Source organism: Stenotrophomonas sp. P5_A9 (genome assembly GCF_056400525.1).
The window spans coordinates 15,256-38,885 of sequence record NZ_JBFULC010000039.1 but is presented as its reverse complement, the minus strand read 5'-3'; the positions used below and the strand labels follow the sequence as shown (position 1 = coordinate 38,885).

Annotated in this window: 36 protein-coding genes; 1 reads left to right on the top strand and 35 read right to left on the bottom strand. The window is 63.8% G+C overall.

Annotated elements, in window-relative coordinates:
* Positions 1–40 precede the first annotated feature (40 nt).
* The 34 genes from AC1DR7_RS13385 to AC1DR7_RS13220 form a co-directional block, all read right to left on the bottom strand.
* Entirely contained in the window at positions 41–373 is a 333-nt protein-coding gene (locus tag AC1DR7_RS13385; RefSeq protein ID WP_457321335.1) for a phage tail protein, read from the bottom strand.
* Positions 370–3,210: a phage tail tape measure protein gene (locus tag AC1DR7_RS13380; RefSeq protein ID WP_478051348.1), complete on the bottom strand. Its 2,841-nt coding sequence runs from the start codon at positions 3,208–3,210 to the stop codon at positions 370–372. The genes AC1DR7_RS13385 and AC1DR7_RS13380 overlap by 4 nt, the downstream gene beginning before the upstream one ends.
* A gap of 60 nt (positions 3,211–3,270) precedes the next feature.
* Positions 3,271–3,591 (bottom strand): hypothetical protein, encoded by a 321-nt coding sequence (locus tag AC1DR7_RS13375; protein ID WP_457488446.1) that lies wholly within the window; start codon positions 3,589–3,591, stop codon positions 3,271–3,273.
* A gap of 30 nt (positions 3,592–3,621) precedes the next feature.
* Positions 3,622–3,882 carry a DUF1799 domain-containing protein gene (locus AC1DR7_RS13370; RefSeq protein WP_457488445.1) on the bottom strand — a complete coding sequence of 87 codons (261 nt, stop codon included), beginning with the start codon at positions 3,880–3,882 and terminating at the stop codon, positions 3,622–3,624.
* A gap of 47 nt (positions 3,883–3,929) precedes the next feature.
* Positions 3,930–4,232 carry a hypothetical protein gene (locus tag AC1DR7_RS13365; protein ID WP_457319821.1) on the bottom strand — a complete coding sequence of 101 codons (303 nt, stop codon included), beginning with the start codon at positions 4,230–4,232 and terminating at the stop codon, positions 3,930–3,932.
* Positions 4,232–4,903 (bottom strand): phage tail protein, encoded by a 672-nt coding sequence (locus AC1DR7_RS13360; protein WP_457319819.1) that lies wholly within the window; start codon positions 4,901–4,903, stop codon positions 4,232–4,234. The genes AC1DR7_RS13365 and AC1DR7_RS13360 overlap by 1 nt, the downstream gene beginning before the upstream one ends.
* Positions 4,904–4,970: 67 nt before the next feature.
* Complete coding sequence (locus AC1DR7_RS13355) at positions 4,971–5,324, bottom strand: DUF3168 domain-containing protein (RefSeq protein WP_457319817.1); 354 nt, start codon at positions 5,322–5,324, stop codon at positions 4,971–4,973.
* Positions 5,314–5,796: an HK97-gp10 family putative phage morphogenesis protein gene (locus AC1DR7_RS13350; RefSeq protein WP_457319815.1), complete on the bottom strand. Its 483-nt coding sequence runs from the start codon at positions 5,794–5,796 to the stop codon at positions 5,314–5,316. The genes AC1DR7_RS13355 and AC1DR7_RS13350 overlap by 11 nt, the downstream gene beginning before the upstream one ends.
* Positions 5,789–6,139, bottom strand: a complete 351-nt coding sequence (locus tag AC1DR7_RS13345; RefSeq protein ID WP_478076516.1) for a head-tail adaptor protein — start codon at positions 6,137–6,139, stop codon at positions 5,789–5,791. The genes AC1DR7_RS13350 and AC1DR7_RS13345 overlap by 8 nt, the downstream gene beginning before the upstream one ends.
* Positions 6,139–6,447, bottom strand: coding sequence for a head-tail connector protein (locus tag AC1DR7_RS13340; RefSeq protein WP_457319810.1), 309 nt, complete (start codon positions 6,445–6,447; stop codon positions 6,139–6,141). The genes AC1DR7_RS13345 and AC1DR7_RS13340 overlap by 1 nt, the downstream gene beginning before the upstream one ends.
* The gene (locus AC1DR7_RS13335) at positions 6,438–7,085 is read right to left on the bottom strand and encodes a hypothetical protein (RefSeq protein ID WP_457488443.1); all 648 of its coding nucleotides are present in this window, start codon (positions 7,083–7,085) and stop codon (positions 6,438–6,440) included. The genes AC1DR7_RS13340 and AC1DR7_RS13335 overlap by 10 nt, the downstream gene beginning before the upstream one ends.
* Positions 7,082–8,656, bottom strand: a complete 1,575-nt coding sequence (locus tag AC1DR7_RS13330; RefSeq protein ID WP_478076515.1) for a galactosyltransferase-related protein — start codon at positions 8,654–8,656, stop codon at positions 7,082–7,084. Before AC1DR7_RS13330 ends, AC1DR7_RS13335 begins: the two co-directional genes overlap by 4 nt.
* 60 nt (positions 8,657–8,716) lie before the next feature.
* Complete coding sequence (locus AC1DR7_RS13325) at positions 8,717–9,931, bottom strand: phage major capsid protein (RefSeq protein WP_478076514.1); 1,215 nt, start codon at positions 9,929–9,931, stop codon at positions 8,717–8,719.
* A complete protein-coding gene (locus AC1DR7_RS13320; RefSeq protein ID WP_457488441.1) occupies positions 9,931–10,575 on the bottom strand; it encodes an HK97 family phage prohead protease in 645 nt (214 codons plus the stop codon). The genes AC1DR7_RS13325 and AC1DR7_RS13320 overlap by 1 nt, the downstream gene beginning before the upstream one ends.
* The gene (locus AC1DR7_RS13315) at positions 10,565–11,812 is read right to left on the bottom strand and encodes a phage portal protein (protein WP_457321828.1); all 1,248 of its coding nucleotides are present in this window, start codon (positions 11,810–11,812) and stop codon (positions 10,565–10,567) included. The genes AC1DR7_RS13320 and AC1DR7_RS13315 overlap by 11 nt, the downstream gene beginning before the upstream one ends.
* On the bottom strand, positions 11,812–13,713 hold the full coding sequence (locus tag AC1DR7_RS13310; RefSeq protein ID WP_457488440.1) for a terminase large subunit: 1,902 nt from the start codon (positions 13,711–13,713) through the stop codon (positions 11,812–11,814). The genes AC1DR7_RS13315 and AC1DR7_RS13310 overlap by 1 nt, the downstream gene beginning before the upstream one ends.
* Positions 13,652–13,924, bottom strand: coding sequence for a hypothetical protein (locus tag AC1DR7_RS13305; protein WP_457320431.1), 273 nt, complete (start codon positions 13,922–13,924; stop codon positions 13,652–13,654). The genes AC1DR7_RS13310 and AC1DR7_RS13305 overlap by 62 nt, the downstream gene beginning before the upstream one ends.
* 259 nt (positions 13,925–14,183) lie before the next feature.
* Complete coding sequence (locus AC1DR7_RS13300) at positions 14,184–14,423, bottom strand: hypothetical protein (RefSeq protein ID WP_457320433.1); 240 nt, start codon at positions 14,421–14,423, stop codon at positions 14,184–14,186.
* Positions 14,424–14,442: 19 nt separating this feature from the next.
* Positions 14,443–14,769 (bottom strand): hypothetical protein, encoded by a 327-nt coding sequence (locus AC1DR7_RS13295; RefSeq protein WP_457320435.1) that lies wholly within the window; start codon positions 14,767–14,769, stop codon positions 14,443–14,445.
* Positions 14,770–14,935: 166 nt separating this feature from the next.
* Complete coding sequence (locus tag AC1DR7_RS13290) at positions 14,936–15,235, bottom strand: DUF1064 domain-containing protein (protein ID WP_457320437.1); 300 nt, start codon at positions 15,233–15,235, stop codon at positions 14,936–14,938.
* 56 nt (positions 15,236–15,291) lie between these two features.
* Complete coding sequence (locus tag AC1DR7_RS13285; protein WP_457320439.1) at positions 15,292–15,762, bottom strand: lysis system i-spanin subunit Rz; 471 nt, start codon at positions 15,760–15,762, stop codon at positions 15,292–15,294.
* Complete coding sequence (locus AC1DR7_RS13280; RefSeq protein WP_312237057.1) at positions 15,762–16,079, bottom strand: hypothetical protein; 318 nt, start codon at positions 16,077–16,079, stop codon at positions 15,762–15,764. Before AC1DR7_RS13280 ends, AC1DR7_RS13285 begins: the two co-directional genes overlap by 1 nt.
* Positions 16,076–16,564, bottom strand: coding sequence for a glycoside hydrolase family 24 protein (locus tag AC1DR7_RS13275; RefSeq protein ID WP_457488438.1), 489 nt, complete (start codon positions 16,562–16,564; stop codon positions 16,076–16,078). Before AC1DR7_RS13275 ends, AC1DR7_RS13280 begins: the two co-directional genes overlap by 4 nt.
* 162 nt (positions 16,565–16,726) lie before the next feature.
* Positions 16,727–17,503 carry a hypothetical protein gene (locus AC1DR7_RS13270; protein ID WP_457488437.1) on the bottom strand — a complete coding sequence of 259 codons (777 nt, stop codon included), beginning with the start codon at positions 17,501–17,503 and terminating at the stop codon, positions 16,727–16,729.
* Between the two features lie 234 nt (positions 17,504–17,737).
* A complete protein-coding gene (locus tag AC1DR7_RS13265) occupies positions 17,738–18,238 on the bottom strand; it encodes a hypothetical protein (protein ID WP_457320469.1) in 501 nt (166 codons plus the stop codon).
* Positions 18,235–18,603 carry a Ref family recombination enhancement nuclease gene (locus AC1DR7_RS13260; protein WP_457320467.1) on the bottom strand — a complete coding sequence of 123 codons (369 nt, stop codon included), beginning with the start codon at positions 18,601–18,603 and terminating at the stop codon, positions 18,235–18,237. Before AC1DR7_RS13260 ends, AC1DR7_RS13265 begins: the two co-directional genes overlap by 4 nt.
* Positions 18,603–18,833, bottom strand: coding sequence for a hypothetical protein (locus AC1DR7_RS13255; protein ID WP_457320465.1), 231 nt, complete (start codon positions 18,831–18,833; stop codon positions 18,603–18,605). Before AC1DR7_RS13255 ends, AC1DR7_RS13260 begins: the two co-directional genes overlap by 1 nt.
* Positions 18,830–19,087, bottom strand: coding sequence for a hypothetical protein (locus tag AC1DR7_RS13250; RefSeq protein WP_457320463.1), 258 nt, complete (start codon positions 19,085–19,087; stop codon positions 18,830–18,832). The genes AC1DR7_RS13255 and AC1DR7_RS13250 overlap by 4 nt, the downstream gene beginning before the upstream one ends.
* The gene (locus AC1DR7_RS13245) at positions 19,087–19,728 is read right to left on the bottom strand and encodes a hypothetical protein (protein WP_457488436.1); all 642 of its coding nucleotides are present in this window, start codon (positions 19,726–19,728) and stop codon (positions 19,087–19,089) included. The genes AC1DR7_RS13250 and AC1DR7_RS13245 overlap by 1 nt, the downstream gene beginning before the upstream one ends.
* On the bottom strand, positions 19,664–20,611 hold the full coding sequence (locus AC1DR7_RS13240) for a helix-turn-helix domain-containing protein (RefSeq protein ID WP_457320459.1): 948 nt from the start codon (positions 20,609–20,611) through the stop codon (positions 19,664–19,666). The genes AC1DR7_RS13245 and AC1DR7_RS13240 overlap by 65 nt, the downstream gene beginning before the upstream one ends.
* 1 nt (position 20,612) lies before the next feature.
* Positions 20,613–20,927 carry a winged helix-turn-helix domain-containing protein gene (locus tag AC1DR7_RS13235; protein ID WP_457320457.1) on the bottom strand — a complete coding sequence of 105 codons (315 nt, stop codon included), beginning with the start codon at positions 20,925–20,927 and terminating at the stop codon, positions 20,613–20,615.
* Positions 20,928–20,932: 5 nt separating this feature from the next.
* Positions 20,933–21,124 (bottom strand): hypothetical protein, encoded by a 192-nt coding sequence (locus AC1DR7_RS13230; RefSeq protein WP_457320455.1) that lies wholly within the window; start codon positions 21,122–21,124, stop codon positions 20,933–20,935.
* A 29-nt stretch (positions 21,125–21,153) separates the two neighbouring features.
* Complete coding sequence (locus AC1DR7_RS13225) at positions 21,154–21,339, bottom strand: hypothetical protein (RefSeq protein WP_313424187.1); 186 nt, start codon at positions 21,337–21,339, stop codon at positions 21,154–21,156.
* A gap of 58 nt (positions 21,340–21,397) precedes the next feature.
* A complete protein-coding gene (locus AC1DR7_RS13220) occupies positions 21,398–21,877 on the bottom strand; it encodes a hypothetical protein (RefSeq protein WP_478051552.1) in 480 nt (159 codons plus the stop codon).
* Here AC1DR7_RS13220 and AC1DR7_RS13215 point away from each other — a divergent pair.
* A complete protein-coding gene (locus AC1DR7_RS13215; RefSeq protein WP_478076513.1) occupies positions 21,876–22,667 on the top strand; it encodes a S24 family peptidase in 792 nt (263 codons plus the stop codon). The two genes, AC1DR7_RS13220 and AC1DR7_RS13215, sit on opposite strands and share 2 nt — an antisense overlap.
* Positions 22,668–22,790: 123 nt before the next feature.
* On the opposite strand, the gene AC1DR7_RS13210 is transcribed toward AC1DR7_RS13215, so the two are convergent.
* Positions 22,791–23,525: a DUF3800 domain-containing protein gene (locus AC1DR7_RS13210; RefSeq protein ID WP_457321977.1), complete on the bottom strand. Its 735-nt coding sequence runs from the start codon at positions 23,523–23,525 to the stop codon at positions 22,791–22,793.
* Positions 23,526–23,630 lie beyond the last annotated feature (105 nt).

The following is a 23,630-nucleotide window of genomic DNA, read 5'->3' as shown; positions in this document are numbered from 1 at the left end:
GGGTGGTGATGTCGATAGTTTGCTTTGCCATTTCTTGCCCTTATGGCTGGTATGTCTGTTCAAAGGTGGCGGCGATCGTGTAGACTTGGCCGCCCTGCCCTGAGTCGCTGTAGCCGTCACATTGGTAGTAACCCGGCCCGCCGAAGGGTGGGGTCCAGAGGAACGATTGGCCGATGTGCGCGACGATGAACGCAACGATCGGTTCCATCTCCGCTTTAGGCCCGCCGAACTTCAGCTGGTACTTGCGCTTGATGGGGTTGATGCCGTCCGGTGACGATTGGGAGTAACCGTCACCGAACACGGTCCGCCGGACATCGCCCGCTGTCTCGCCGCCGCTCTCGCTCAGCGGCTGCCACTTGAAAACGTCGGTCATCCGCCGGTCCTCATGCGATGGAACACGCCGCCAGGGCGCATCTGGTCGGTTGCCCAAGCGTTCGCCATGCCGGTGAAGCTCCGGCGCACATCCTCACCACTGGCCGGCCCGTTGCCATTCGACTGGGTGTTGCTCGATCCGTCGCTGGCGATGTTGAACTCGGTGTTGAACTGGAAGGACGCTGCACCGCCACCGCCCGTCGCTGCCACGCCCAAGCGGCCATCCGAGGTACGCCGTAGCGGCATGATCGCCTCCGGGCCGGCCTCACCGAATACGCCCGCACCCTTGGCAAAGGCGAACATCTGCGGTTTGTCGTAGACGCCACCGGAGTACGCAGACAGGCTCGGCGATACCATCGCCCCGCCCTTCGCAAAGCCGGTGATTTGCGGCCCGAATGCCTGACCGATTGCTTGGATCCCCGCCACGATCGCCTGCTTGGCTGCGATGCGCGTCAGGTCAGCAATGATCGAGTCGGCCATGTCCGAGAAGGAGAATTTCCCGGTCTTGGCAAATCGGACTGCCGCGTCCTCGGCACCCGTGAAGGCATTGACCATCAGGTTCTGGGTCATGCCGGCGGTATTGGCCGCCTCGTCGCGGTAATCCGCCCAGGCAGCGGACGCACCATTCAGCCAATCGGATTGAGCTGCCGCCATGTCGGCGTAGCCATCGCGGATGACGCGCACACGCTCATCGGTTGCCGCCCGGACCTTGGCGATCTCTTCGTCGTACAGGCTAGCGTTTGCGGCGTCCGATGCCTTCTTGAGCGCAAGCTCGGTCAAGCGTTCCGCCTGTTCGCGGTATACCTCGTTTACCCGCTGCTGGATCTGGTACTCGCGCTCACCCGCACCCACGCGATCTACCATCGCCGCCATCTGCTGCCGGAGCGCACGGGTGCTGGCATCCAACGCGGCCTGGTAGCTCACCAGCGCTTCACTCCTCGCAGCCGCCGCCGCACGCTCTTGCGTCGCCAGCGCCTGCAGGCTGGCGGCTCCTTCAAGGCGGACCTTCGCTAGCTGGGCTTCCAACTGTCCGATCTGCCGACCGACCGTGATCCCTTCACGCCCGGTGCTGGACTGCGTCCGGAGGAAGGCGATCTGCTTCTCCAAGGACGCGGCCTCGGCCGCTGTGCCCTGCTGCGACAGCTCACGCATGCGACCGTAATAGGCCTCGGCAGTGATCTGCCGCGCCTGGAACTCGGCCTGGAGGGTCTTCGTACTGGCGGCAATGGACGCCTTCTCTTCGACCAGGTCGTCCTTGTAGCCCTGCAGTCCTGCCGTCCTGGACGCACCAGCAGTGGAACCGCCCTTGGGCTTTTCCTTGTACTTCTCCCGGATCGCCTCGATGGCCTTCTGCTTCCGCTCCTCTAAGCCAGCCACCGCCGAGACGAGGCCAGCGGCCTTGGCCTTCTCGATCGCGATGTTCGATTCGGTTTCAACCTTGGCGATCGCGCGCCGCTTTTTCTCCTCCTTGGTCGCGCCGTCATCGATGATCTTGTCCAGGGCGGCGGCGGTGGTGACCGCTGCCGACTGAGCGCTCTTGATTCTTGCCTCGGAGGCCTCAGCCGTCATCTGGGCGGCGATTTCCTTGATCTTCTTGGCATTGGTTTCGATTCGAATCCGATACGAATTGATGGTGTTGAAATTGCCCCCTGCTGACTTTGCCTGCTCCATTTCAAAGACAGCCTGGCGATTGTCCCGGAGCAGTGCCTGCATTTCGTCACCACGAGATGACAGCCCAACGGAGTTCTTGAGCGCGGCCCACATCTTGTTGGCCTTGATCGTCGTCTCGTCCATGCTCTTCGAGAGCCAATTCTGGCTCTCGCGGACGCGGTTCAGTGCCTCAACGGTTGCCTCGGAAGCCGCCTTGGTCGCTACGGTCGCAGCCGCCTGGTAGTTGCCCTGCTCCTGCAGCGCGCGCACTTGGTCATAGAGGGAAAGCGTCAGGAAGTTGCTGCTTTCATTGAGCTTAAGCACGGCGGCTACAGGCTCGTCAGCCAGGCGAGCATATGCGGAAACCGTCTGATCGAGTGACGCGCCGGTAAGCTGCTGCATTGCTGCCGCCGCGCGCGCCACCAATTCCATGTTGTCGCGCGTGATGCCGCCGGTATTGATGACCTGGAGCGTCGCCTCCCTGGCCGCGCCTGCGGTTATGTTCAGGCTGTTGGCGATGTTGGCCGAGGTGGACGCGAGTTGGCCCTCCGTGGCTCCTGCTTGGTAGCCGGTGAGAACAAGGGCCTTGGTGTATGCCTCAGCGTCCTTTTGAGCCGAGTACCACGCCAAAGCAAGCACACCGACCGCTGCCGCTGCCACCGAGTAGGGGTTGACCAGGGCCATGAGACTTGAGCCAAGGGCTCGAGCCGCCGGCACCACGCCCCCGAACATGTCCTTCAACTGTCCGCCCTGCTGGAGCAAGACGGTCAACGGCCGCTGCCCGCCCTGCAGGCTGACGGCGATATCCGTAATCTGCGCCGGCACACCGCGCATGGCGGCTGCGGTGGCCTTCGCGGACATACCGTAGTTCACCAACTGGGCGTCGCCAGCCTTCATCGCCGCGACGCTGGCGTCCAGCTTGGCCTTGAGTTGATCCTGAACCTTACCGGTCGTCTGCTGCTCGATGCGCCAGCGAATGACCTCCTCTCGGCTCTTCCCGAGGGTGGCGATGTTCCGCTCCAGCGCCGTAACTTGGCGGCTGGTGGCGACAACCTGCCGCGCAGAGCCCTTCTCCACTTCGGTGGCAAGGGAGGCGACCGACTGCTTCGCCGCATTGACGCCGGGCTCGACTTTGCTGTTGTCGATTTCGATGTCGATCCTGGCGGTGCCGATGCTCTCTTGTGCCATTTGCATTTGCCTCGGGCATAAAAAAACCGCCCGAAGGCGGTTGATCTGTGAGTTGTTCGATTACTTGGGTAGCGACCCTATTACCACGTCGTTACCCAGCGATAGGTAGTCAACTTGCTTCGTCGCTTTTGAATAAGTGCACGTAGCTGATACATCAAGGAGTGCACCGAAGTTGTTCTGCAGGCGCAGCCCATCACCCCGCTTCCAGTTGATAAACACAATCTCCTTTCCGCTCGCGACGTCTCCCGGGCTTGGGATCACAGCCGCCGATGGGTTGGTCGCCTTCTCTTTGATCGCCGCCTTGCAGGCCTCAACGGCCTGGCGCTCGCTGCAGCCCGTCAGCGCCAATGCCGCCAGCGCCAGAACAATCCACTTAGCCATCGCCAAGCCTCCTTGTGTAGAGGCCCGATTCTAACCGCTGTGGATTTGCTCCAGCGCCGCCGACTCGATCACGGCAATTGCACCGAGGAGGTCGTCTCTGTCCGCCCCCGTGACACCGTCACGGTCCAGGTTGGCGTACAGGATGCCGTAGTCCAGCCCGATCGGGCCGCCGCCGCCGCACCGCCACTGGGTGGTGATTCGGCGGAAATGCTCGATGGCGGGCCAAAGCTCTGGCCACACTGCAACTTCTGGGGCTTGGTAGTGCTTCGATCTCAGCCCCAGAGCGGCCAACTGATCGGCGGTCGGGGCCCGCCAGTACAGCGCCCCGACCGCCTCAATCAGTTTTTTTCCAGTTCAACCCGGCGGGCGCGGTGGTATGCCATCAGCAGCCCCTCGCAGATCCCGGCGCGCTCATCTTCGAAGTCCATGATGCCTTCGACCGACAGGGGGTAGTCGGCGTCCCACTCATCCACCACCAGGAAGACAAGCTCGGCCAGGTTCTTCCCATCGTCCACCGCCGCGCGGTACTCCTTGCCGTTGACGTTCCGRAACTTGACGTCCAGCTTGAACTTCTCGCCGGTGCCGGAAAACGACAGTTTGGCCGGGATCACAGCCGGCGCTTCACCCTTCTTGACCGCCATCAGGAGCCCTCCTCCTCGTCAGCCGAAATGAACGTGTGGTCGGAGTTGATCGAGAAGGTCGCGGTGTTCTGCATCGGGTTGTTCGCGCTCAGGCTCGGATCCGCGTCGAAGGACAGGTAGCCGTAGTAGTAGAGGACGTCGCCGTCGGGCAGGCGCGCGCGCAGCACCACCGGCTGCTTCTTGCGGTCGGCCTTCTTCGCGGCCTGATACCAGGGCAGCTTCGGGTCGAAGTACAGCGGCAGGTTGAACGTCTTGGCGTTCTTGATCGTCGGCACCTGGCGCTGGCGGCCGCTGCGGTCCTCGAGGAACACGCCATTCCAGAACTGCTGCTCGCCACCGGAGGTGGACACGTCGCCCTGCTGGCTGAAATCGATCCAGTCGGTCACGCGCAGCAGGCTGCCGGGGCCCTGGTCGGCGGGGAAATCGTCGGTATCGGTGGTGTCGATGCCCCGCAGCGGGATTGCAGTGCCGCTGGAGCCGGCGACCGCGACGCGATCGTTCAGCTCCGGCCAGGCCGACCGCACCACCAGGACGTCGCCCTCGGAGATGCCGCTGCCGGCCGCGACCGTGGCGACGGCGGGATTTGCGTTGGAGATTGCGGTGGCAGCGACCGCGGCTGCAACTGCGGTGCTGATTCCCAGCACCGTACCGTTCGGGAACTTCAAAGCCATGGTTGTGCCCTCCTTTGGGCATAAAAAAACCGCCCGAGGGCGGCGTGTTGATTGTTTGGCGGGTCGATTAGGCGGGATGCCAGAGCCCGAAGTCCTGGCGCGTTCCGTACTTCTTGATCGCTGGCTCGTAGATAGCGGCGAAAGCCCCGTATGTCTCGCAAGGCATCGGCGATTGCACAAGCGCATGGGCCACGGCGCGGGCGAGCTGGTTCGCTTCCAAGCGCGTTTTAGCCCATACGTTGACCTGCAGCCGAGCATGTTCGTGCCCCGGCAGCGTCTTCTCCAGGTACTGCAGAGACCGTCCGCCCACCTGCTGATAGGTGATGAAGGGGTAGACGGACGTATCCGGACCGACGTCCGGGTAGAGCCTGCCGTCCACCAACCCCTCAAGGAGCGCGGTAATCGTGGCTTCAAGGCTCATCGTCGGCACCCCCATCACCCGCGAGAAGCTCCTGCAGGCGCTCCCGGCCGCGCTTGGTGGCCACCTGCATCAGACGGTTCCGGGTGCCTTCGAAAGCCGGCCGTAGGAACGGGTGCGGCGGTGTCCACTTCGGCTCCGGAAGGCGATCCCGCGACGCGCGCCAGAGTCCGTCCTCACCCTGCACCAGTTCATTGACGCGCCAGTGACCGAACTCGACCAGGTGCCCGTGCGGTGCCTTGCGGCCGTTCCAGCTGACGCTATAGACGACCTTGGATTCGGTCGATTGGGCATCGCGGTAGGCAAGGTAGATCGCCGCCTTGAGTTTGCCGCTCTTCACCGGGGCCAGCGCTTTTGCCTCGTCGCGCACGATGCTGCCGGCGGCCACACCCATGGATCGGGAGACGCTCGTAGCCGCAGCGCCGAGCCGGTCCAAGCCGGCCAGCGCGCCGCTCAGGTCGATCTTGTTAGCCATCGTTGCCGCCCTGCTCGCAAAGGATGTAGGCCCTGTCGCGGTTTCGGTAGTCCCGGGCAATGCCCTTTACCTCGAACACGTCACCGTCATGAACGATCCGCATCCCTGCATCCACCCCCAGGGCGCGCGCGCCGCTGAAACGCACCAGGAAGCTGTAACGGGCGATCGAGGCCGGCGCGTCGCCCTGCACCGATGAACGAATCGCACCCATGCCGGTTTCATTGCCGATGTCAGCCATCAGCGGACCGACGGGAATCCAGCCGTCGACCGGCTGGCCGGCCTCGTCCCGGATCGTGCCCGGCTTCTGCACCTCGATCCTCCGGTTCAACTGTCCTGCGCRCATCAGAATGCCTTCCTGTACCAAAGCAACCGGGCAAAGCCCAGCTGCACTTCATTGGATACCTCGCCGATCACCACCGCCTCGCGGTTGGCGACCCAGTGCCCGACCAACAACAGCGCCGCTTGCACGACATCCGGGGTTAGGTTCATCTCGCTGATATCCGCCGGCTCGCTTTCGACCAGCCGGCGGTCGCAGTGCTGCTCCACATGAGCCAGCGCGGCGGCCACGTACTGCTCGAGCAGCGTGTCTTCGATATCGGCCAGGACGTTGCACTGCTGGCGAACCAGATCAAGCGGAATCGTTACAGCCATGACTTGCCCTCCTCGGGAAACGCCGGCTTGCAGTGCTCAGGGCCAACGCAGGAGGGCAGCCGCCAGGCCCGGCGCGGCTCCGTTCGGGGCTTTCCATCGGGGTGATGCTCGACGCTGCTCCCGTCTGCATGGTCGACCAGTGACGGAACCGGGTAGACCACCTGCCGGCCGGTGAAGGATGTCCAAGCCCGGCCGATGGCGAAGTCCGCCGGCAGCGTGTGGGACATGCGCTGCAGGACGAGGGCGACCCGCTCCGGCGGGACCGAGTAGGCCACGCCATGGAGCAGGTCGGGCATCACCAGAGAGTCGCCGCCCCGCCGGTCAAGGTCTTCCATTCGCTCCCGTATCACCGCCTGGTACTGGGGTGGGCGGCCGGTGCCCAGATAAAAGCTCACCAAGTCGTCAGGGAATCGGTCGATCACACGTTGAGCGGCGGCTAGGAAGCCCGCCACGGGCTGCGCATCATCCTCCAGCACGATCACCCGCTCTTGCTGCTCTGCGGCCCAAGCGAGCGCCCTGCGATGGTTCCACGCTGCACCGTTGCCTTCGTGGTCCATGAACACCGACGCCCCCAGCGACGACGCGAGCGCGTAGGCCTGCCGGCTGCGGCTGTAGTGCGCGACAACCGCGATCTTCATAGCTGCGCCCTCACCAATTCGGCCAGGTCGGCGTCCGGATCCATCCGGAGCTTGCCGTCCTCGATCACCACCGACACGGGCACGCGGAGCGTCCCGCTTCGATAGATCGCGCCGGCGATGCGTATCTCGAAGGGCAGCGTCACCACGTCCAAAGCAGCGGCCGGCGGCTCCTCGTCGCGACTCGACGCCTGTGGCACCTGCCGCTCAAACGGCGTGGAAAGCAACTTCCGGATCTTCTCCACGTCCTTGCGGAATTGCGGCGACGATCCCCAGGCGTTAACGGTGTCGTGGTCCTTCCGGTTGACCTCGGCCGCATTCGCCTCCCGATAGGTCTGATCTTCGGCAACCCCTGCGCCCTTGCGCGAGTAGTGCATATGCTCGATCAGGACGTGATCGAGCCAGTACATGGAGCCCGTGGCTTGTGCCAGGTACTGCCAGGCGGTGTCGATGCAAAGGTGAATCAGCCCTTCCGGGCCCACGTAACCAAGCTCCCGAATCTGCCTGGCGCCGATCGCTGCCCAGGTGAACTTCTTGTCCTTCCGCAGCCCATCCGGCCCGGTGGCGAAGCCGGCGTAATGGTGCCGCGCCAGCTCGTCGTCCAGCAGGAAGTCYCACCCCGGCGTGACCATGACATTGTCGTCGCCCGCGAACACGAAGGTGTCGTAGCGATCGATGTTGTCGATCGCCAGTTCGTTCCACCACGCGTTCAGGCGCTGCCTTGGCTTGACCACGTAGGTGACGCCCGGCAGGCGGGGGTAACTCGCCTCGTCGTCGGCATCCAGGCCAACCAACAGGTCCACGGGCCAGAGCGCGGTCTGCTGCATCGACTTCCACAGCCGCTCCACGTTCGCCGGCCGGCCCCGAGAAGGCGCGACCACCGCTACGCGCGGGGGCTGCGCGCGCATGCGCTCCAGCAGGCCAGCACGGGAGGCAATCAGCGCCCGCATGGCTGCAGGATCGCCCTGCACCGCCTGATAGGCCCGGGTCCGAGCCATATTTGCCGCGTAGTGCGGATTGACCAGCCGCTCCGCGCGATGGCCCAAGCTCACCGCAATGCCCAGATGCCGGTGAACCCCAACCAAGGCCGCAGCCGCGGCGACCGTCTGGTCGTCTTCGCCGCCCCAGCCTTCGAAATACTCATCCACGCCACCAAAGGCGCGCCATTGGTCTGGCCGGACCGCGTATATGCCACCGGTCGAGGCGAAGCCTCCAGCGCGCGGGAATGACACGTTGGCCGCGAATGCCTCGGCCTCAACCCCGTTCAACACGACGCACGTCTCGAAGGGCAGGTGCAAGCCACCGGCTTGAAACGCTTGCTCGGCCGCGCTTCGGAGCGATGCCGAGCGGGCCAGCACGTCCGCATCGTTGATGATCACCACCTCAGCGCCTGCCCGCTCGGCCTCGACCACGGCCAGGTTCCGAGACTTGGCCCGGCTGAACACGTCGCCGCCGGCATCAACCGTGATCAGCTTCCAATCTGGAAAGTGCGTGGCGAAGTGACGCTTTACCGCCTCCAACCATTTACCGCGGCCGGGCGACTCACGCCACGGAACAGCTACGACAACTCGCATAGATCCTCCATCTGAGAGGCTCCCCCTCCGGTGAGGGGGAGCTGTCCTTGCCGTTTGCTGTTACGAACCGGCCGACTGACCGAAACGGCCCTTGACGAACGCGTTTTCGCGGCGCATCGCCAGGCCCAGGCGCTCTTCCACCAGCAACACGCGCTGGTTCTTGATGAAGTCGTCGTTGATCATGCCCATCTTGACCAGGAACGACATGCGGTCGTAGATCTGCGCGCCACGCTGGAACGCGCCGACCAGGAACTCGCCGCCCTCGTCGCTGTCGCCCTCATCCATGCTGTCCGAGCTGATCACCGGGCGACCCCACAGAATCGGGGTGACGAAGCCTTGCAGGTTGGCGAACAGGTAACGGTTCTGGGCGTCCTTCTCGAGCTCGATGTTCATCCAGTCGAGATCGGTCATCACCGTGGCGTCGGCCGCCAGCTGCGACTGCTTGCGCACCTGGTAGATGGCACGACGGACGGTGTCGATCGCCGTGTCGCCGCTCTTGCTCAGTGCCGCATTGAAGTTGCTGGCACGGGTCATCAGGCCGTTGAGGTTGTTGCCCTGGCCGTCACCCTTGAGGATCTGGCGCTCCTCTTCCAGCTTGAGGTCGTAGCGCAGCAGCTGCTGCAGGTAGCCGTACATCTGCGGGATGTCGTCCAGCGCCTCGTCGGACACCGGGATCCACACCGCCAGCTTCTTGACCAAGTCGGTCTTCGGTTCGAAGGTGACGTTGCTCTGCGGCTTGGCCCCACCTTCGGCCACGCCGGCAGCGGCACGGGTGTGCAGCAGCTCGCGGTAGTAGGTGAAGCTCTGACCGGACACGGGCACCGACGGGATGAGGTCGCGGATGCGCAGCTCCTGGCGCGGACCGGCCTGCAGGGTCGGATCGTAGCTCGGCGGCACGATGCCGGCGCTGGTGACGATCTTCGTCTCCTGCATCGCGGCCATGTCGCCCTTGGTGATCTCCAGCTCGGCCGATGCCTGCTTACGCTCGGTCAGGGCCTTGTAGTCGTCGTGGCCCTTCACGAAGTCGATGAAGCCCTTTTTCTGGGCCGGGTTGCCGTGCAGGAGCAGGCCCTTCTCTTCCAGCTTGAGAACCTTGTCCACGACCTTCTGCACCTCATCGGTGGYCGTCTGGATCTGCTTCTTAAGGTCGGCAGTGACCTGGTTACCCTTCTCGATCTCGGACGAGGCGCTGTCGTACTTCTTCTGGAGGCCGGCAAAGCCGTCCTTCAGCTGCTTTTCGAGGCCTTCGCGGATCTCGTTGATGTTGTCCGGCATTAGTGCATTCCTTCAAAGATGGATTGGATGGAGTTGCCAAGCTGTTTCAGCTGTTCCACGGTCTCCGTGGCCACTGATCCACCGTCTCGGTGGATCGCGGGAAAGCCGAGTGAGGCGACGGCATTCGCCTCTTTCTGTGAGAGCCCCATGCGCTCGCGCAAGGCGCTCTCGAAACTGCGGATGTCCGACTTGACGTTGAGCACTTGGGCTTCGGGGTTCATGCCGAAGGGCACGACCGATGCCTCCCACAGCTCAGCCTTCCGGATGACGCGCACGCGGCGACCGCCTCGGTCTTCCATGGCGTCTTCGATCGTGTTGAACCCGACCGACATTTCATCGAGCGTGCCCTCCTTCATCAGCTCATACGCGTCTCGGGCGTAGCTGACGTTGAGGTTCACCTTTCCCTTGAGCAGCAGGCCGTTGTCGTCCTGCTTGAACTCGGCGTCGCCGATAAGACGCGTGAGGTTGTGATACAGGGCCAGGCGAAGGCGTCCCTTGCGAGTCGTCTTCACCTTCACGAAGGCACCCGGCAGGATGATGTCGCTGCCGAGGTCGACGTTGTTGAACACCGACGCGTAGCCCTCGAAGTTGCCGGCGTCGTCAGCCGATTTCACTTCAAACGGGCAGTCCAATTTACTCAGCATTTGCGCTGTCTCCGGTCTTGTCGTTGCCTGCTTCCCATCGGGTGACGCGGTTGTATTCCTCGCCATCAAGCGGAGGTAGGTTCTCTTTCTCCCGGACCTCGGTGATGCTCATCCAGCCCGAGCCGCCGGAGCCGCCGAGAGCGGCCTTGTAGTAGGCCGCGCGCGCCGCGCTGTCCGCCCGCAGCAACCCCTCGACCACGAATTCGACGAACATCGACCCGTCCGGACCGAACAGCTTGTCGTTGAGTTCATCTTCGATCGCGTCCAGGTATGGCTTGAGGCCGAAGGTGATAAACCCGCTGGTCTGCTGCTCAAGGTTGGAGCCCATTACCGACGTCGACCGGGCGCGGTTCGCCAGGTACAGGGGCACACCCCAGATGCCGGCGATGGCCTCTTCCTGGAACTGCTGCGATTCGATGAACTGGCTGTCCTTCTGGCTCAGCCCGGCGGCCTGGATCTTCGGCCCGCCCTGCAGGATCGCCATCTTGCCGATGTCGTCCACGTTGCCGCGGCGGATGTCGGGCATCTTCTCCAAGATGCTCTTCTGCTGCTCCTTGGTGAGGAAGTTGTCGTAGATGATGTAGCCGCCGGTGAAGCCGCCCTTGCGCATGAACCGCGCAGACCAATCCTGCGCGGTGCGCGCCAGGCCAAGCGTTTCGGCCTGATATTCCACAGGCGACAGGCCATTGATGCCATCGGAGCTAAACAGCTTGAAATGAAGCATGTTTTCCGGCGATACCGCAGTGCGATCGCCGGCAATGGTTGCCCAGTAGATGAGGTCGCTTTCGGTATCCACCTCGACCTGATCAGGACTCAGCGGGATGAGCCCAATCCACGCGCCATCATCGGCGCGGTGGATGATCGCGTAGGCGTTTCCTCGCAAGGCCATGTTCACCACCATGGCCTTGAGGAAGTTCAGCCGGGTGATGTACGGGTTGGGCTTGCTGAGCAGGCGTAGCAGGCGGCGACGCTGCGGACTAGAGCCCTTGACCAGCGACCGCAGACCAGCGACATCCTCGTACAGCTTGAGCGGCAGGCCCGCAGTCGATTCGCTCAGAATCTTCACGCACGACCAGACGATGCTGACCGTCATTGCCCTCTTGGGCGTGATGCGGACGCCAGATTTCGTGTTCTTGCCACCAACCTCCATGTCCACTTCGACGTAGTCGCCCGAGGTCGGGTCGGTGTAGCCGAAGAAGCGCCAGGTGAGCGGGTTGTACCAGCGAGTCGTAGTCATCAGCCGATCAGCCCAAAAAAGCCGTTTTCCAAGTAATCGTCCATGTCTGCAGACCCTTGTTCAGACGTGTTTGCGGCACCGATCGCCATGGCAAGTGCCACTGCGGCGTCGATCTTGTTGGTGGAGCGCAGCTTGGATAGCCACTGATTGCCCCATTTGTCCGATTCGATGACGGCGGACATGATTGCGGAGACCAAAACCGGGCTTCTCCGCAGCCGTATGCGGCCCTCCAGCAGGGCTTCTTCGAGCATTCGCAACGAGCCGGGCATCCACAGGCCCTCGGGGGCCTCGCGGCCCTCCGCCTGCGCCGCCTCAACTTCGGCCGGTAGCGGCTTCCCTCGCTTCAAGCCTCCCTGCGGATGCTCCGCAAAGGCGAGCGAGAGGCCCAGGTCAGCCACCTCCTCTTCCAGCTTCTTGAACGCATACCGGTCGTAGGCGACCAGCTGCACGTCGTAGTCGCGGTCGTACTCCGCAAGCGTCTGCGCCACGTGCCGGTAGCTGATCGTCTGGCCTTGGGGCGCGTGCATGTGCCCGTCGCGAACCCATACCGAGTACGGCAACTTGTCCCGCGTCTCACGCGCCTTGACGGTGTCACCCGGCGTCCAGGTTTCCACCCAGGCATCGAACGTCGGCTTGTAGATGACTTCGCGCTCGCCGTTGACCTCGATCTCGCATTCGACTTCACCGGTCCTGACCACCGCAGCCTGAGCCGTGATGTCGCGGTTCTGGGACAGATCCAACCCCAAGTACACCGGCTCGCCCTTGTGGATGCCCGGGTCAAAGTCGTGCAGGCACGGCTCCAGGGTGTCGCGCGTCATCCACGCTGTCTCCGCGTCGGTCCAGACGCAGAAATGCAGACGCAGGATGCCGTTCAGCGCTCCCGGCAGCGCCTTGGCCTGGGCGACCACGTCGGCAAGGTACGACTCGGTGATGGTGACGCCGAGGAGCGGGTTCGCCTTCGCCCAGCAGCTGGGATCCTCAAGCGGGTCGTCACCGTCGTCCAGCGAGCAAACGAAGCTGAATGTCCGATCGTCTATCGGCTCTCCAACGAAGGTCGGGTCGTTGACCGCCTCCGTGTGGCCGGCCGCGACCTTCACCGCATGCTCGTGTTCTTCCCAGGCGACCGATGTGCGATCACTGCCCGAGTTGGTGATCATGAACAGCAGTGGCTCGCGCCGGAACTTGAACCCGCGCTCGAGCATCTCGATGATCTTGCGGTCGGGAAGCTCGTGCACCTCATCCACGAGGACGAAGTAAGGCCGGGGCCCCGAGCCAGTCCGTCCGGTGTCGCGCGACACTGGCCGGAAGAAGCTGCCGCTGGCGTGGTGCGCCATGTTGAACTCGCGCCCTTCCCCGCCCGCGAAGCTAACCCGCTTGGCCAAGGCCGGCGACTGCTTGACCATCTTCACGGCGTCGGCGAACAGGATGCCGGCCTGGTCCTTCTTGGCGGCGGCGGCGTAGATCTGTGCGCCGGCCTCGCCGTCGGCGGTCATCCCCATCAGCCCCAACCCGCCGGCCAGCGGGCTCTTGCCATTGCCCTTGCCCTGCTCCACGTAGGCCCTGCGGAACCGGCGCGTGCCGTCCTCCTGCTTCCAGCCGAAGATCGACCCGACAATGAATGCCTGCGACGGGTGCAACTCGAATTTACGGCCCTCGAACTGGCCCTCCGACAGCCGCAAGATGCCCTCGAAGAACTTGAACGCGTACTCTGCCGCGTCGATATCGAAGGTCAGGCCGCGCTCGTGACCGCGCTCGAGGTCCACCAGGTGGCGCTGACACGCGTTGCGGACATGGGGCCCAGCGACGATTTCACCGGCCACGACCGCCAGGGCATAGGCCTTAGTGCGGTCGCTTACGGGTGAAGAAGCCTTCTTCCGGGTCTTCTTCGTCGCCACCGCCATGGTTCACCTTGCTTTCGTCAACGGGAGTCGCGCCGAGCTTCGACAGGATCGAGCTGAGCGCTTGGGTTGCCGAGACACCGAAGTCGGCATTCGGGTCGTCCAGCTTTGCCGCCCACAGGCAGGCCATGCGCAGCAGCACCCGATGAGATGCGTTGAGCCAGGGCATTTCCTGCTCGAACTCCACCCATGCGCGCTTCTGCGCCGCGGTCATCGTTTTGTAGGGATCTCCGAGGGGCCGAGCGCCCTTCGGTGCTTTCCTGTCGGCGTGCCGACCCGGGTTTTTTATCGCTGCGCCGCTGGCGGATGCCTTGGCGACGGGTAGTCGTGGCCTCGCCATGCGTGATGCCTGAAATTCGCCGATTGCCGGCCGTCAGGGACACCCGTTGAGGTCGTCCCGCCAATTGTGGATGTGCGTGGAAAAGGGAACGGTCGGTCTAGGATTCCGGCCCCTCGCATTAATTGACCACCCCCTACCTCTGACCGCCGGCATCGGGGTGCCCCTTGGGCTTCACATGCAACACCTGCAGCCTCAGACCCGCCTCAAGGACGACGGCCTTCCTGCCCGGGGTCGATGTGACCTTCTGCCAGTGGGCGGCCACACGGGCGCGCTGGTCGGGTGTGAGGTAACGGTCGGTCGAGAGGACGAGCCAGTCGTGTTCGCCCAGATGGAACTCGGCGAGGTGCTCGCCTTCCTTTAGCTCGCTGATCATGTCGTGGTCCTCTGCTGTGTCAGATGGGCCAGCCGTCGGCATCACAGCCTCGGATCTGCACCGCGCCCTTCTCGATGCGCGCTTGGTCCGAGTTGTGGCAGTCGGCACACAGGCTGTTGAAGGGCCCGTCCCAGAACTGCTGCTCTGTCTCGCCGGCTGGGTGTCCGTTGGTGTGGTTGCACACCGTCGCCACCTTCGTGTGCTTGCGCTTGGCGCAGTACTCGCACAGCGGCTGCCTATCCAGCTGCGCCTTGCGCGTCCGTTGCCAGCGCGCGGTCCCATACAGATGCGAGAAGGCAGTGCCTCCGCGCTTCCGGGCATACCGGCCTTGCAGTGGGGCGCTCACCGGGAGGCACCATTGCAGCGGACGACCAGCGCGCGGCGTATCCACCACTCGACCCGATCCCAGTCAGGATCAAGCCCAGTGATCAGCACGCCCAAGCGCAACGCGGCTAGGTAGTAGCGAAACCACCACCGCAGCTCGACTGTTATCCCTGCCTTCGCCTGCCGCATCAGAACTCCTCGATGGCCCACCCGCCGCCATCCCGCTTGGGCTTCACCCTTACAGCGAGGAAGCGCATGGGGTATTGGTCGGCGGCGACCTTGATCTTGACCCTGGCGTCGTCGACCCAGAACCCTTTGACTTCGTGCAGCTCCATCACGCCATCCCCTGCCAGCACGGCGAAGTCAGGCGTGTAGAACGTGTTGTCGGCAAGCCGGAGTTTGATGCCTTCGAACCGGAACCACTGGACCTCTCCGGCGTGCTGCAGCGCGCGCAAGCGCTCGGCATAGGCCGCCTCGGTATTGTTCATCTGCCCAGCTTTAAGCCTGCCCAAGGCCTGAAGCCGACGGGCCGCTGCGGCCGGCATCAGCGCCCTGCCCCCGCCCGATCTGCTGCGATTACGGCTTGGCAGGCGCGGAGCTGGTCGTCGGCGTCTCGCCCGATTCGAACAATTCGGCCCGCAAACTCTTCTCGGCGCTGGGTTGCCGCATCACGTTGGAGGGCGCCGGCTGCGGTCTGGGACAGGAGGTCGGTGTGGCACGCGGCGAGGTCGTTGCGCAGGCGGAGAGCACCAGAGCGCAGGTCAGCCACAACAGCATCAGCGACGGACGGGGCCGCAGCTCGGTCTTCTTCATGCTTCTCTCCAATAGCGGCCATGGTCTCGGCCTGCATATGCTCGGTGGTGCGGGACTCGTTGACCTGGGCCAGCGCCGCAGTGGCTTGCTCGGATATGCCGGCCGATGTCGCAGCACCTGCGCGGTCGCCGCGCCAAGCCCAACCGGCCCAGAACGACAGCGAGAGGGTGGCAACGGCGATCAGTGCATAGATTCGGATCATCACGTCATCTCCGGCGGGATCACCGCGCCTACCTGTCGCATGGCGGATTCCAGCGACATGACCCGCAGGCGGAGCCGATGGGCCTCTTCCTGCGCAGTCATCCGCAGCCTGATTTCCTCGGCTAGCTGGAGGTTGGTTGCGGCCTGTGATTCCTCCAGCGACTTCACGCGCTGCACCAACCCGTTCAGCAGGTCTACGTTCGCGTCTGTCTCGGTCCGCTCTTTGCGTCGGGACAGCAGCGCACCCCACGTTTCCCTGGCAATCCAGAAGGCGGCGACGCCGCCCGCCATCCACCATGGGACGGTTTCTTCACTCATGGCGCCACCACCCCGCCGGCCTTCCGGTAGACGGCGAGCAGATCCTCAACCTTGCGCTCATGCTGCCCATACCCAGCGCCAGGCAGGCTTGCCCAGATATTGCGGACGGCGGCGATGGCTTCCGGGATTCTTCCCGCTTGGATCATCGACAGCGCGCGGCGCTCCCGGATCTGCTGCAGCGCGATCAGGTCTTGGCTCAGCGGCGAGAAGTCCGTCAGGCCCAGGCTCTTCCGGTAGGCGTCGTAGTACCGGCGCAGCAACTGGTAGCGGCCCGCGGCGGTCGACTGAATACCCAGCTTCGGGAGTTCCACCAGCACGCGGGGATGGTCTGCGTAGCCGGTGAAGAGCTTGCCGCCGACGATTACGTCATACCCATGGTCTTTCGTGGGTTGCTTGCCGTTGTCCGTGCCCTCGGACCAGGCCAGCATGTCCAGGAAGGCAACGACATTGATGCCGCCTGCCAGTTGGGGAGTGATGCGCGCCATGGTCGCCTCGGGTTCGTCAGTAGGCGCCCGCCCCACTGCCGGCTCGGCACGAGGGTTAATCCGGTCTGGATGACGGGCAAAGAAAAAGCCCCGGCTTGGCCGGGGCTTGCGTCTGGATGGTGGGAAGATTGCACGTCTTTTTGATGACCCAGCAAGTCATCATTACGCAGCGCGCGTCAGTGCCCTTCCAAACTCAGCCGCTGCAGCTTCTTCCGAGGCCCGCATGCGGCCGAGCATCCACGTGTACACGGGCTGCCAGAACCGGCTATACGCTGAGCAATCAGCCCCAATAGCGGCGGCGCGCTTTCTTCCGCTCAATGGCTCAAACCCGCTGCCGCTGCACTCGTCGCACCTCATGACGCCAGGGCCATCGGGATCCGGCTGCGTACGGTCGCCGTCGCACTTCTTGCAGACACACGCGGACGCCATCTCGCTGAACACCGCACCAGCCAATACACCGAGCTGCTCCATGGTGTTGTTCGGCCACGTGTCGGCGCGCGCGGCATCCAGCGCTGCCTCCGTTCGGCGAAGCTCTCGCCGTTGGACGTCCGTAACCGTGCCGCCGCCCCACCCCATGCTCGCCTTGGCGATGCCGAACTCGGTCCTCGCCGTGCTGAGCGCGAACTGCTGGCGGTTGAACTCAGGCGCCACAAGCGCGATCACACCCTGCCGCAGTTGGTCCCGGCGACGTGCCGCACTCTCCGGCCACCACAGAGCCTCCAGCAGCTCCCGACCCAGTCCCTGTTGAACATAGGCTAGCGCTGCCGCAATGTCTTGGGTGGTCAGCTCAGGCGTGCCGCCCCGACCTGTGTCGAACTTGACGGTCGTTGGCCCCATCCGGCTTGAAAGTAGTTCACGTACGTTCCCCATGGCCTTGCCCCTTGTGCGCTCGTTGATGGAATTCACCGCCTTGACGACGTCCAGCGTTCGCTTACCCACCGGACACCTCGCGCTTGATGGGGGCGGCAACCCTGTGGATCTCTCCCATCCGCAGGGAGTTGCGGAGATAAGTGCACCGCGAAGCTCCGGGCGTACGGAACTCAAACACCTGGCCGTCCCGCTCCCACATGAAGTGGATACGGCCACTCCGGTTACGCATAGTCCGAATCTTCACTCGCGACGGGTGGGCGACTTTCGCGGCGAGCGCGACTACAAGGCAGTTTGCCGGGAACTTCATGCCGCGCACTCCAACTGCTCCCAATGCGTCGTCAGGCGCTGAACCCTGCCGCCCCGCGCCAGGAACTGCTCGACCGTCTCCCCTTGGGGCACAGCCTTGGTCTTCGCCGGCGCGGGGGTATTCGCCGCCTGCATGTTCACCCGTGCAGCGCGCGATCGCTTCGGGGCTTTCACCGGCGCCGGCCGCGGCGGGCGGCGGGCCCTGTTACGGCGCGCATCCCGCTCGCGCTGGCGCTGTTTCCGCTCCGCATCGGTCAGCACAACACGCCGCATGCCCTGGCCGGTGAGCTGGTACACGGGGCCGATCTTCGTTTCGGTGCGGGCCAGGAAGCCTGCGGCGACGCAGTAGCGAACCGCATCCCGCACAGCCGAGCGTTGTTCGACCGTCTCAGCGCCGCAGCCCTCGCAGATTGCCAGCGATGTCCAGGGCGCGTCGATCGCGTTCTCGGTCAGCCATGCACGCACAGTGGCCGGGGTCGGATTAGATTTGGTGGTCATGCTGCCTGCCTCAATTCATTGACCAACGTCTGCTGTGCGATCAGCTCGTCGTCGGTGCCATACGTCTCGTGGAAGGTCCGCGAGCCATCCATCAGGCTCGGGCCCCATTTCTCGCGCATCTGCGCGAACGTGTTGTTCCCGAAGGGGTGCCGGCGGTGGTGCCACACGCACAGGCAGAACCCGAACCAGTGCCCCCGCCGGATGTTTCCAGACTTGGTGTGCTGGTAGTCGCCGCCGACGAACACCTGCTCAATATCCAGATAGCCCTGCACCACCAGCGACAGGCATGCCATGCACGGCCCGACCTTGGAGATCTCGATGCGGACTTCCTCCGCTGCGTTCGGCGGCGGCGCGCTGGACCACATCAGCGCGCGCCTCGCTTCTGGTCCTTGTCCGCCAGCCACCAGCCGTGCTGCCATGCATGCCCCTTGTCGCTCAGCGGCTGCAGCTTGCGGGGCTCCAGCTCGTCGTCGCTGTCCACCCATACCAGGTGCGGGTTCGTGCCCAAGGCGGCGCTGTTCAAACGTGCCGAATACCCAGCGTTGATTTCGGCGGCGTACTTGCTGCGGTTGCTGAACGAGGTGAAGTCGATCACGGCGATGGGGCTCCTATAGAACGGTTGCGGCGACGGCGAGGCGGTCGTTGGCATTTGCGGGCTTCGGCCTCAAGGCGCTTCGCCTCGGCCAGGTAGTAGTCGTTGCGCGACTTGCGCTCGCTGTCGGTGAACTGCACGTCCCGCAGCGCTGTCTCAGCAGCAGCCCGGTACGCCTTCGCCAACTTCCTGAGCGCCGGGCCCTGCAGGCGCGGGTCGTGCTTGAAGATGTCCAGCTCGTTGTTGTCCGAGCGCATCAGGCGGCGAGCCCTTCCCCATCGAACCCCAGGTCCGCAGCAGCGCGCGCCATGGCTGCGCGTGCGGCATCGCGGTCGCGCACCGGGTTCACGACGGGGTGCACCGGCGGCAGCGCCAGAGTGGGTTCGGGGACCGGCTTGCCGTCGACCACATGCCGCACGGCGCGCTCATAGGCGTCCTGCAGCATCCTGCTTTGCTGGTAGCCGTCCTCGGCGCTGGCGTAGTGGTGCAGATCCAGGAACGACCGCACCAGCACGGTAAAGCCGCACTGGGCGCGGCCCGGCCGCACTTCCTGCTGCACCTGGGCGAGCGCCGGCACGTCAAAGCACATGGCCCGGAAGCGCGGCGGGTTCGGCGGCCATTCCAGGGCGTCGCGCATGCAGGCCGACAGGCCGGCGGCCAGCTTCTTCGGGCTCAGGCCGCTGATGCACTGCAGCCAGACTTCACCAGCGGTCGTCAGCGCCCCGGATTGCGCAACCGGCGCTGCGCCATTCGCACGGGCCCACTTGGCCGGGAACATGGCCGCCATGCGCTCCCACAGGGTCCACAGCGCAGACATGGCGCGCGGGTCCGGATCAACCGACGACGGCAAACTCACCGTCGAGGATTCCTGCGCCGCCAGCGAGGCCACCAGCGCCATGCTGTCGCTGGTACTGATCTCGTTCGTACTGCTCCCGGAGCTGGGTGACGTGGTCGGCAGAACCGTGGTGAGGGGTCGCATGAGTCGCTCCGTTGGCGGGGTTGGCGATAGGGATCACAGGCAGGGCCAGGCCGGCGGCCATGGTCTGCCTCAGGGATTCGTTCATGTCGTGGCCGTTGGCGGCCAAGCCGAGCAGCGTGTTGCGTACCTGGAACCACGCCTGGATCGACAGCGGACGTCGGCAGGCACCGCGATGCCGGGTGAACCGGGCCAGCACCTCGCGGTCCAGACCGGTGGGCAGGCCGCCGAATCCGGCCAGCGCTGCGTCGATCTCCGACGTGGTCATCGAACCGTTGCCCGGCTCGTTCACACCGCTGCTGTGTGTGGGTTGCTGTCGATTGCTTTTGATTGCTTTTGGTTCGGGTGCAATAGCTGTTGCACCCTTTTCGACGCTGGGTTGCACCCTTTTCTGCGCTGCTTTGCACCCTTTACGACTCTGGGTTGCACCCTTTTCAAAGGGTGCAGAATTTGCACCCTTTGAATCTGAGTCGGATGCAACACCGTCGTTCGAGGTGGACAGCTCTTCACCCTTGATCCAACGCGGGCTGATTCGGTACTCGCGCGGGCGCCCGCCTGACTTGTAGCCGGACATGCGCCCGCCGCCAGCGTTGACCAGTTCCAGCCATCCGCTCTGCTCCATCTTGCGGAGCTGGTACTGCACAGAGCGCTCCGACTGCCGCGACTTCGTCGCGAGGCTGGCGATTGACGGGAAGATGTGGGTGCCATCGTCATGGGCGTGGTCGGCCAGGGCCAGCGCGAGCAGCATTTCGCCGCCGCCCGCCGGATACCTGTCGAACACCATGCCGGTCATTCGTGCTGCCATGTCAGATCACCAGCGCCAGGTTCTCGCCCGGGGCAACCGGCCACCAGGTGCACGCGCTGCGGCCGCTGACCTGGCACGGCTTCTTCGGGCCACGCCACGCGCGGCCGTCTTCCAGCAGTTCAGGGAGGCGACGGGCCAGCATGTAGCGGTCTTGGCCGGTGGCCTTGGCCAGCTCCATGCTGGTCATGCCTGGGTGCTGCTTCACGGCGCTGGCGGCGCGATCCTGCTGAAACGCTTGCAGCCCGCTGGACACCACGCGGGCGGCGGCTTCATGGCTGGTGCTGATATCGGTCGAGCGCGCGAGACGGCTGCTCATCGGTACTACCTCGTTGATTCATCGGGCCGCTTGAGGGCCTGAAAAGGGACGACATCGCCATTGCTTCGGGAGAGTCGGTAGCGCCGCCCCAATTCGGCGCGTGCCAACTCCGTTGCGGCCTGCTCCACGGTCATCCCCGCGTGGGCCGCGTACTGCTCAAGCCGTTTTCGCTCGTCGCGCGACAGCAGTATTTCCATAGGCCCTCCATCGGGACTCTTCTGGCCCTTCAGGCAGCGTCTGCATCAGAGCTACGCTGTTCCAACGACGCGAGGCCAGCCAGCACCAAGTCGCGCACAAACACAGCTGGCTGGCGGCCGTTGAAGTTCGCCAAGGCCTCGATCACAGCTTTTTCCGAGTCGTTGAACCGGACCTTGATCGGGTTATCACGAATGTTCGAAGGGTCTGCGTACATGTCCGTATGGAAGCCTCAAGAGGGATGGGTGAAAAAACGCACTTCAGCGCGCGGCAACTCAGGCCGCGTCAACAGAAATGATTCGATCGGAATCGGTGTCTTCTGGTGCGGCAGCGGTCACTTGGGCGTCGCCTTGCACCCCGAGCAGTTGCAACACCTGCGGGAGCGCAGGAACGCCCTGCTCTTCCGGCCATGCCGCAACCTCAACCGTGGGCAGCTTCAGAACCTTGGCCAAATGCGCATCGCTGGTCAGGCCCAGCCGAGCGCGCAGCGCGCGCTTGCTCATGCGGCTGTCCACAAGCGCCCCAACAGCAGCGCGGGCGTTACTGACGGCAGCCCCGAAGATCATTGGTTCCTTGGCCACGCGTTCCGGCCCGAGTCGCGCGGTTTCTCGCTCAATGCATGCAGCAAGCTCCGGGCTGGGCCGCTTCCCCCGCCAACGGGTCGCGATTTGCCAAAGGTACTCAGGGCTCGTGCTGCAGGCTTCGGCCAAAGCGACACGGCGACTCATATCCGAGATGTAGGTGAGTAGGTCCATGCGCTACACATTAGCCTGTGGCTATTCTAAACACAATAGCCAAAAGCTCGTTGGCTTGGATAGCCATTCGCTATTCAATAGCCGGATGCGCACAATTGAAGAAGTCCGCCTGGAAAATCTCATCAGCTTGATCACCGCCAGCGGTGGCCAAAGGCAGTTCGCGGAAGCGGCAGGGATCAAGAACCCTGCGCAGGTGAGCCAGTKGGTGAATCGCAGTCGCAACGCGACCACCGGCAAACCCCGTGTGATGTCGGGAACGACAGCACGCGCGATTGAAGCCTCGCTGGGGCTTGCAGCAGGCTGGATGGATACGCAGCACGCGCCCGAGAGCCTCTCTAGCTCGGAGGTCTCAGAGAGCGAGACGCGTCCGGGCTATGTTCGCTTCGACTTGTTTGAAGGGGGTGCTGGCATGGGTGCAGGGATAGTCAACCAGGACTACCCAGAGGTGGTGCAAACGATAGAGATTGCCGAGTGGGAAGTCCGCCGTAAGCTCGGCTACCTGCCTCAGCCTGGTCGGATAAAGATCATCACTGGCCGTGGGCCGTCAATGAGGCCAAAGCTGGAAGACGGTGACATCATCTGGATCGACACAACCTGCGACTACTTCGACGGCGACGACTACTACCTGATCAATATCGGCGGCGAGACGCAGATCAAGATGCTCCAGAAGCGCGGGGACGGCCTATACGTGGTCAGCGTGAATACTGACTTCCCAGCCTACCGGCCAGATCCAGGCGACGTGAGCATTCTTGGAAAGGCCCTTATCCACGCTGGTTTGCGCAAGTTCTAAACGCCTCGAAAACGATTTGCGCCTGGGGCTTGCAATCTGGCGCCGCCGCCGCTACCCTTCGCGCAAGTCGGACTGGAAATATCCGGTCGGCGCTGGGCCCCAACTCGTTGGGGCCCTTCGCTTTTATGGGCTAACCTTGACCCCGTAACCTGGGATGGTTCCGCTCGGAGAGCGCCTGATCCTTGCGCGAATCGCGTCGTACGCCCTGCTTTGCTGGCTTGGCCGCAAAACGTGGGAGCCAAGCGGCCGGGCCGCAAGATCGGCGATCTGGAGTCCGGCGGAGTTTGCCGCCTTGGGGACCATCAGCAAGTCAAAGGGCAGTGCTCGGCGGCACGCGTTGTTTCCGCTGACGATCTGGTCGAATGCGACCCTGAGTTGCGCGTCTTCTTTTTTCCCTCGGCACTCAACAACCACCGTCGTTCGACGTGCCCCATGCCCTCTATCGTTCAACTCTAGAAAAGCTCGCTCAAGCACGAAACTCATCGACAACTCGTATGGGTTACGTGGCGCTGCGTAACGCTGGATGTACCTTTCCTTGTGAATAACGCTGTAAATCAGCTGAAAACCACCGTCCAAGAAAATTTCAGCAACCTCTTGATGGAAGCTATCGCGACGCTCGGCAATTTGTAAGAAAGAGAACTCGCCCCGCGGCTTGCGAATCTCTCGCTCGTGGAGGATAGCCTCCGTGTGTCCCCAGTATTTGAGCTTGAGACGTCCGAGCGCCGGGGAAAGGACGTCCACGTACTCTTCCTTTGCCACTAGAACCCCGCAGAGCACGAAGACTGGGTAATGGCGATCGATGGTTTCCAGCCCATGATCGCCACTCTCATCAATAAAGAGCATGTAGTCGCTGAACATCCGTTTCCGCGCTCACTCACTAGACTAAAACTGGCGTTGATCTTAGCAAAGACACTGCGCGCCCCGGTTGGCCACAACATATGGACCATCCATGCTCAAAACAGC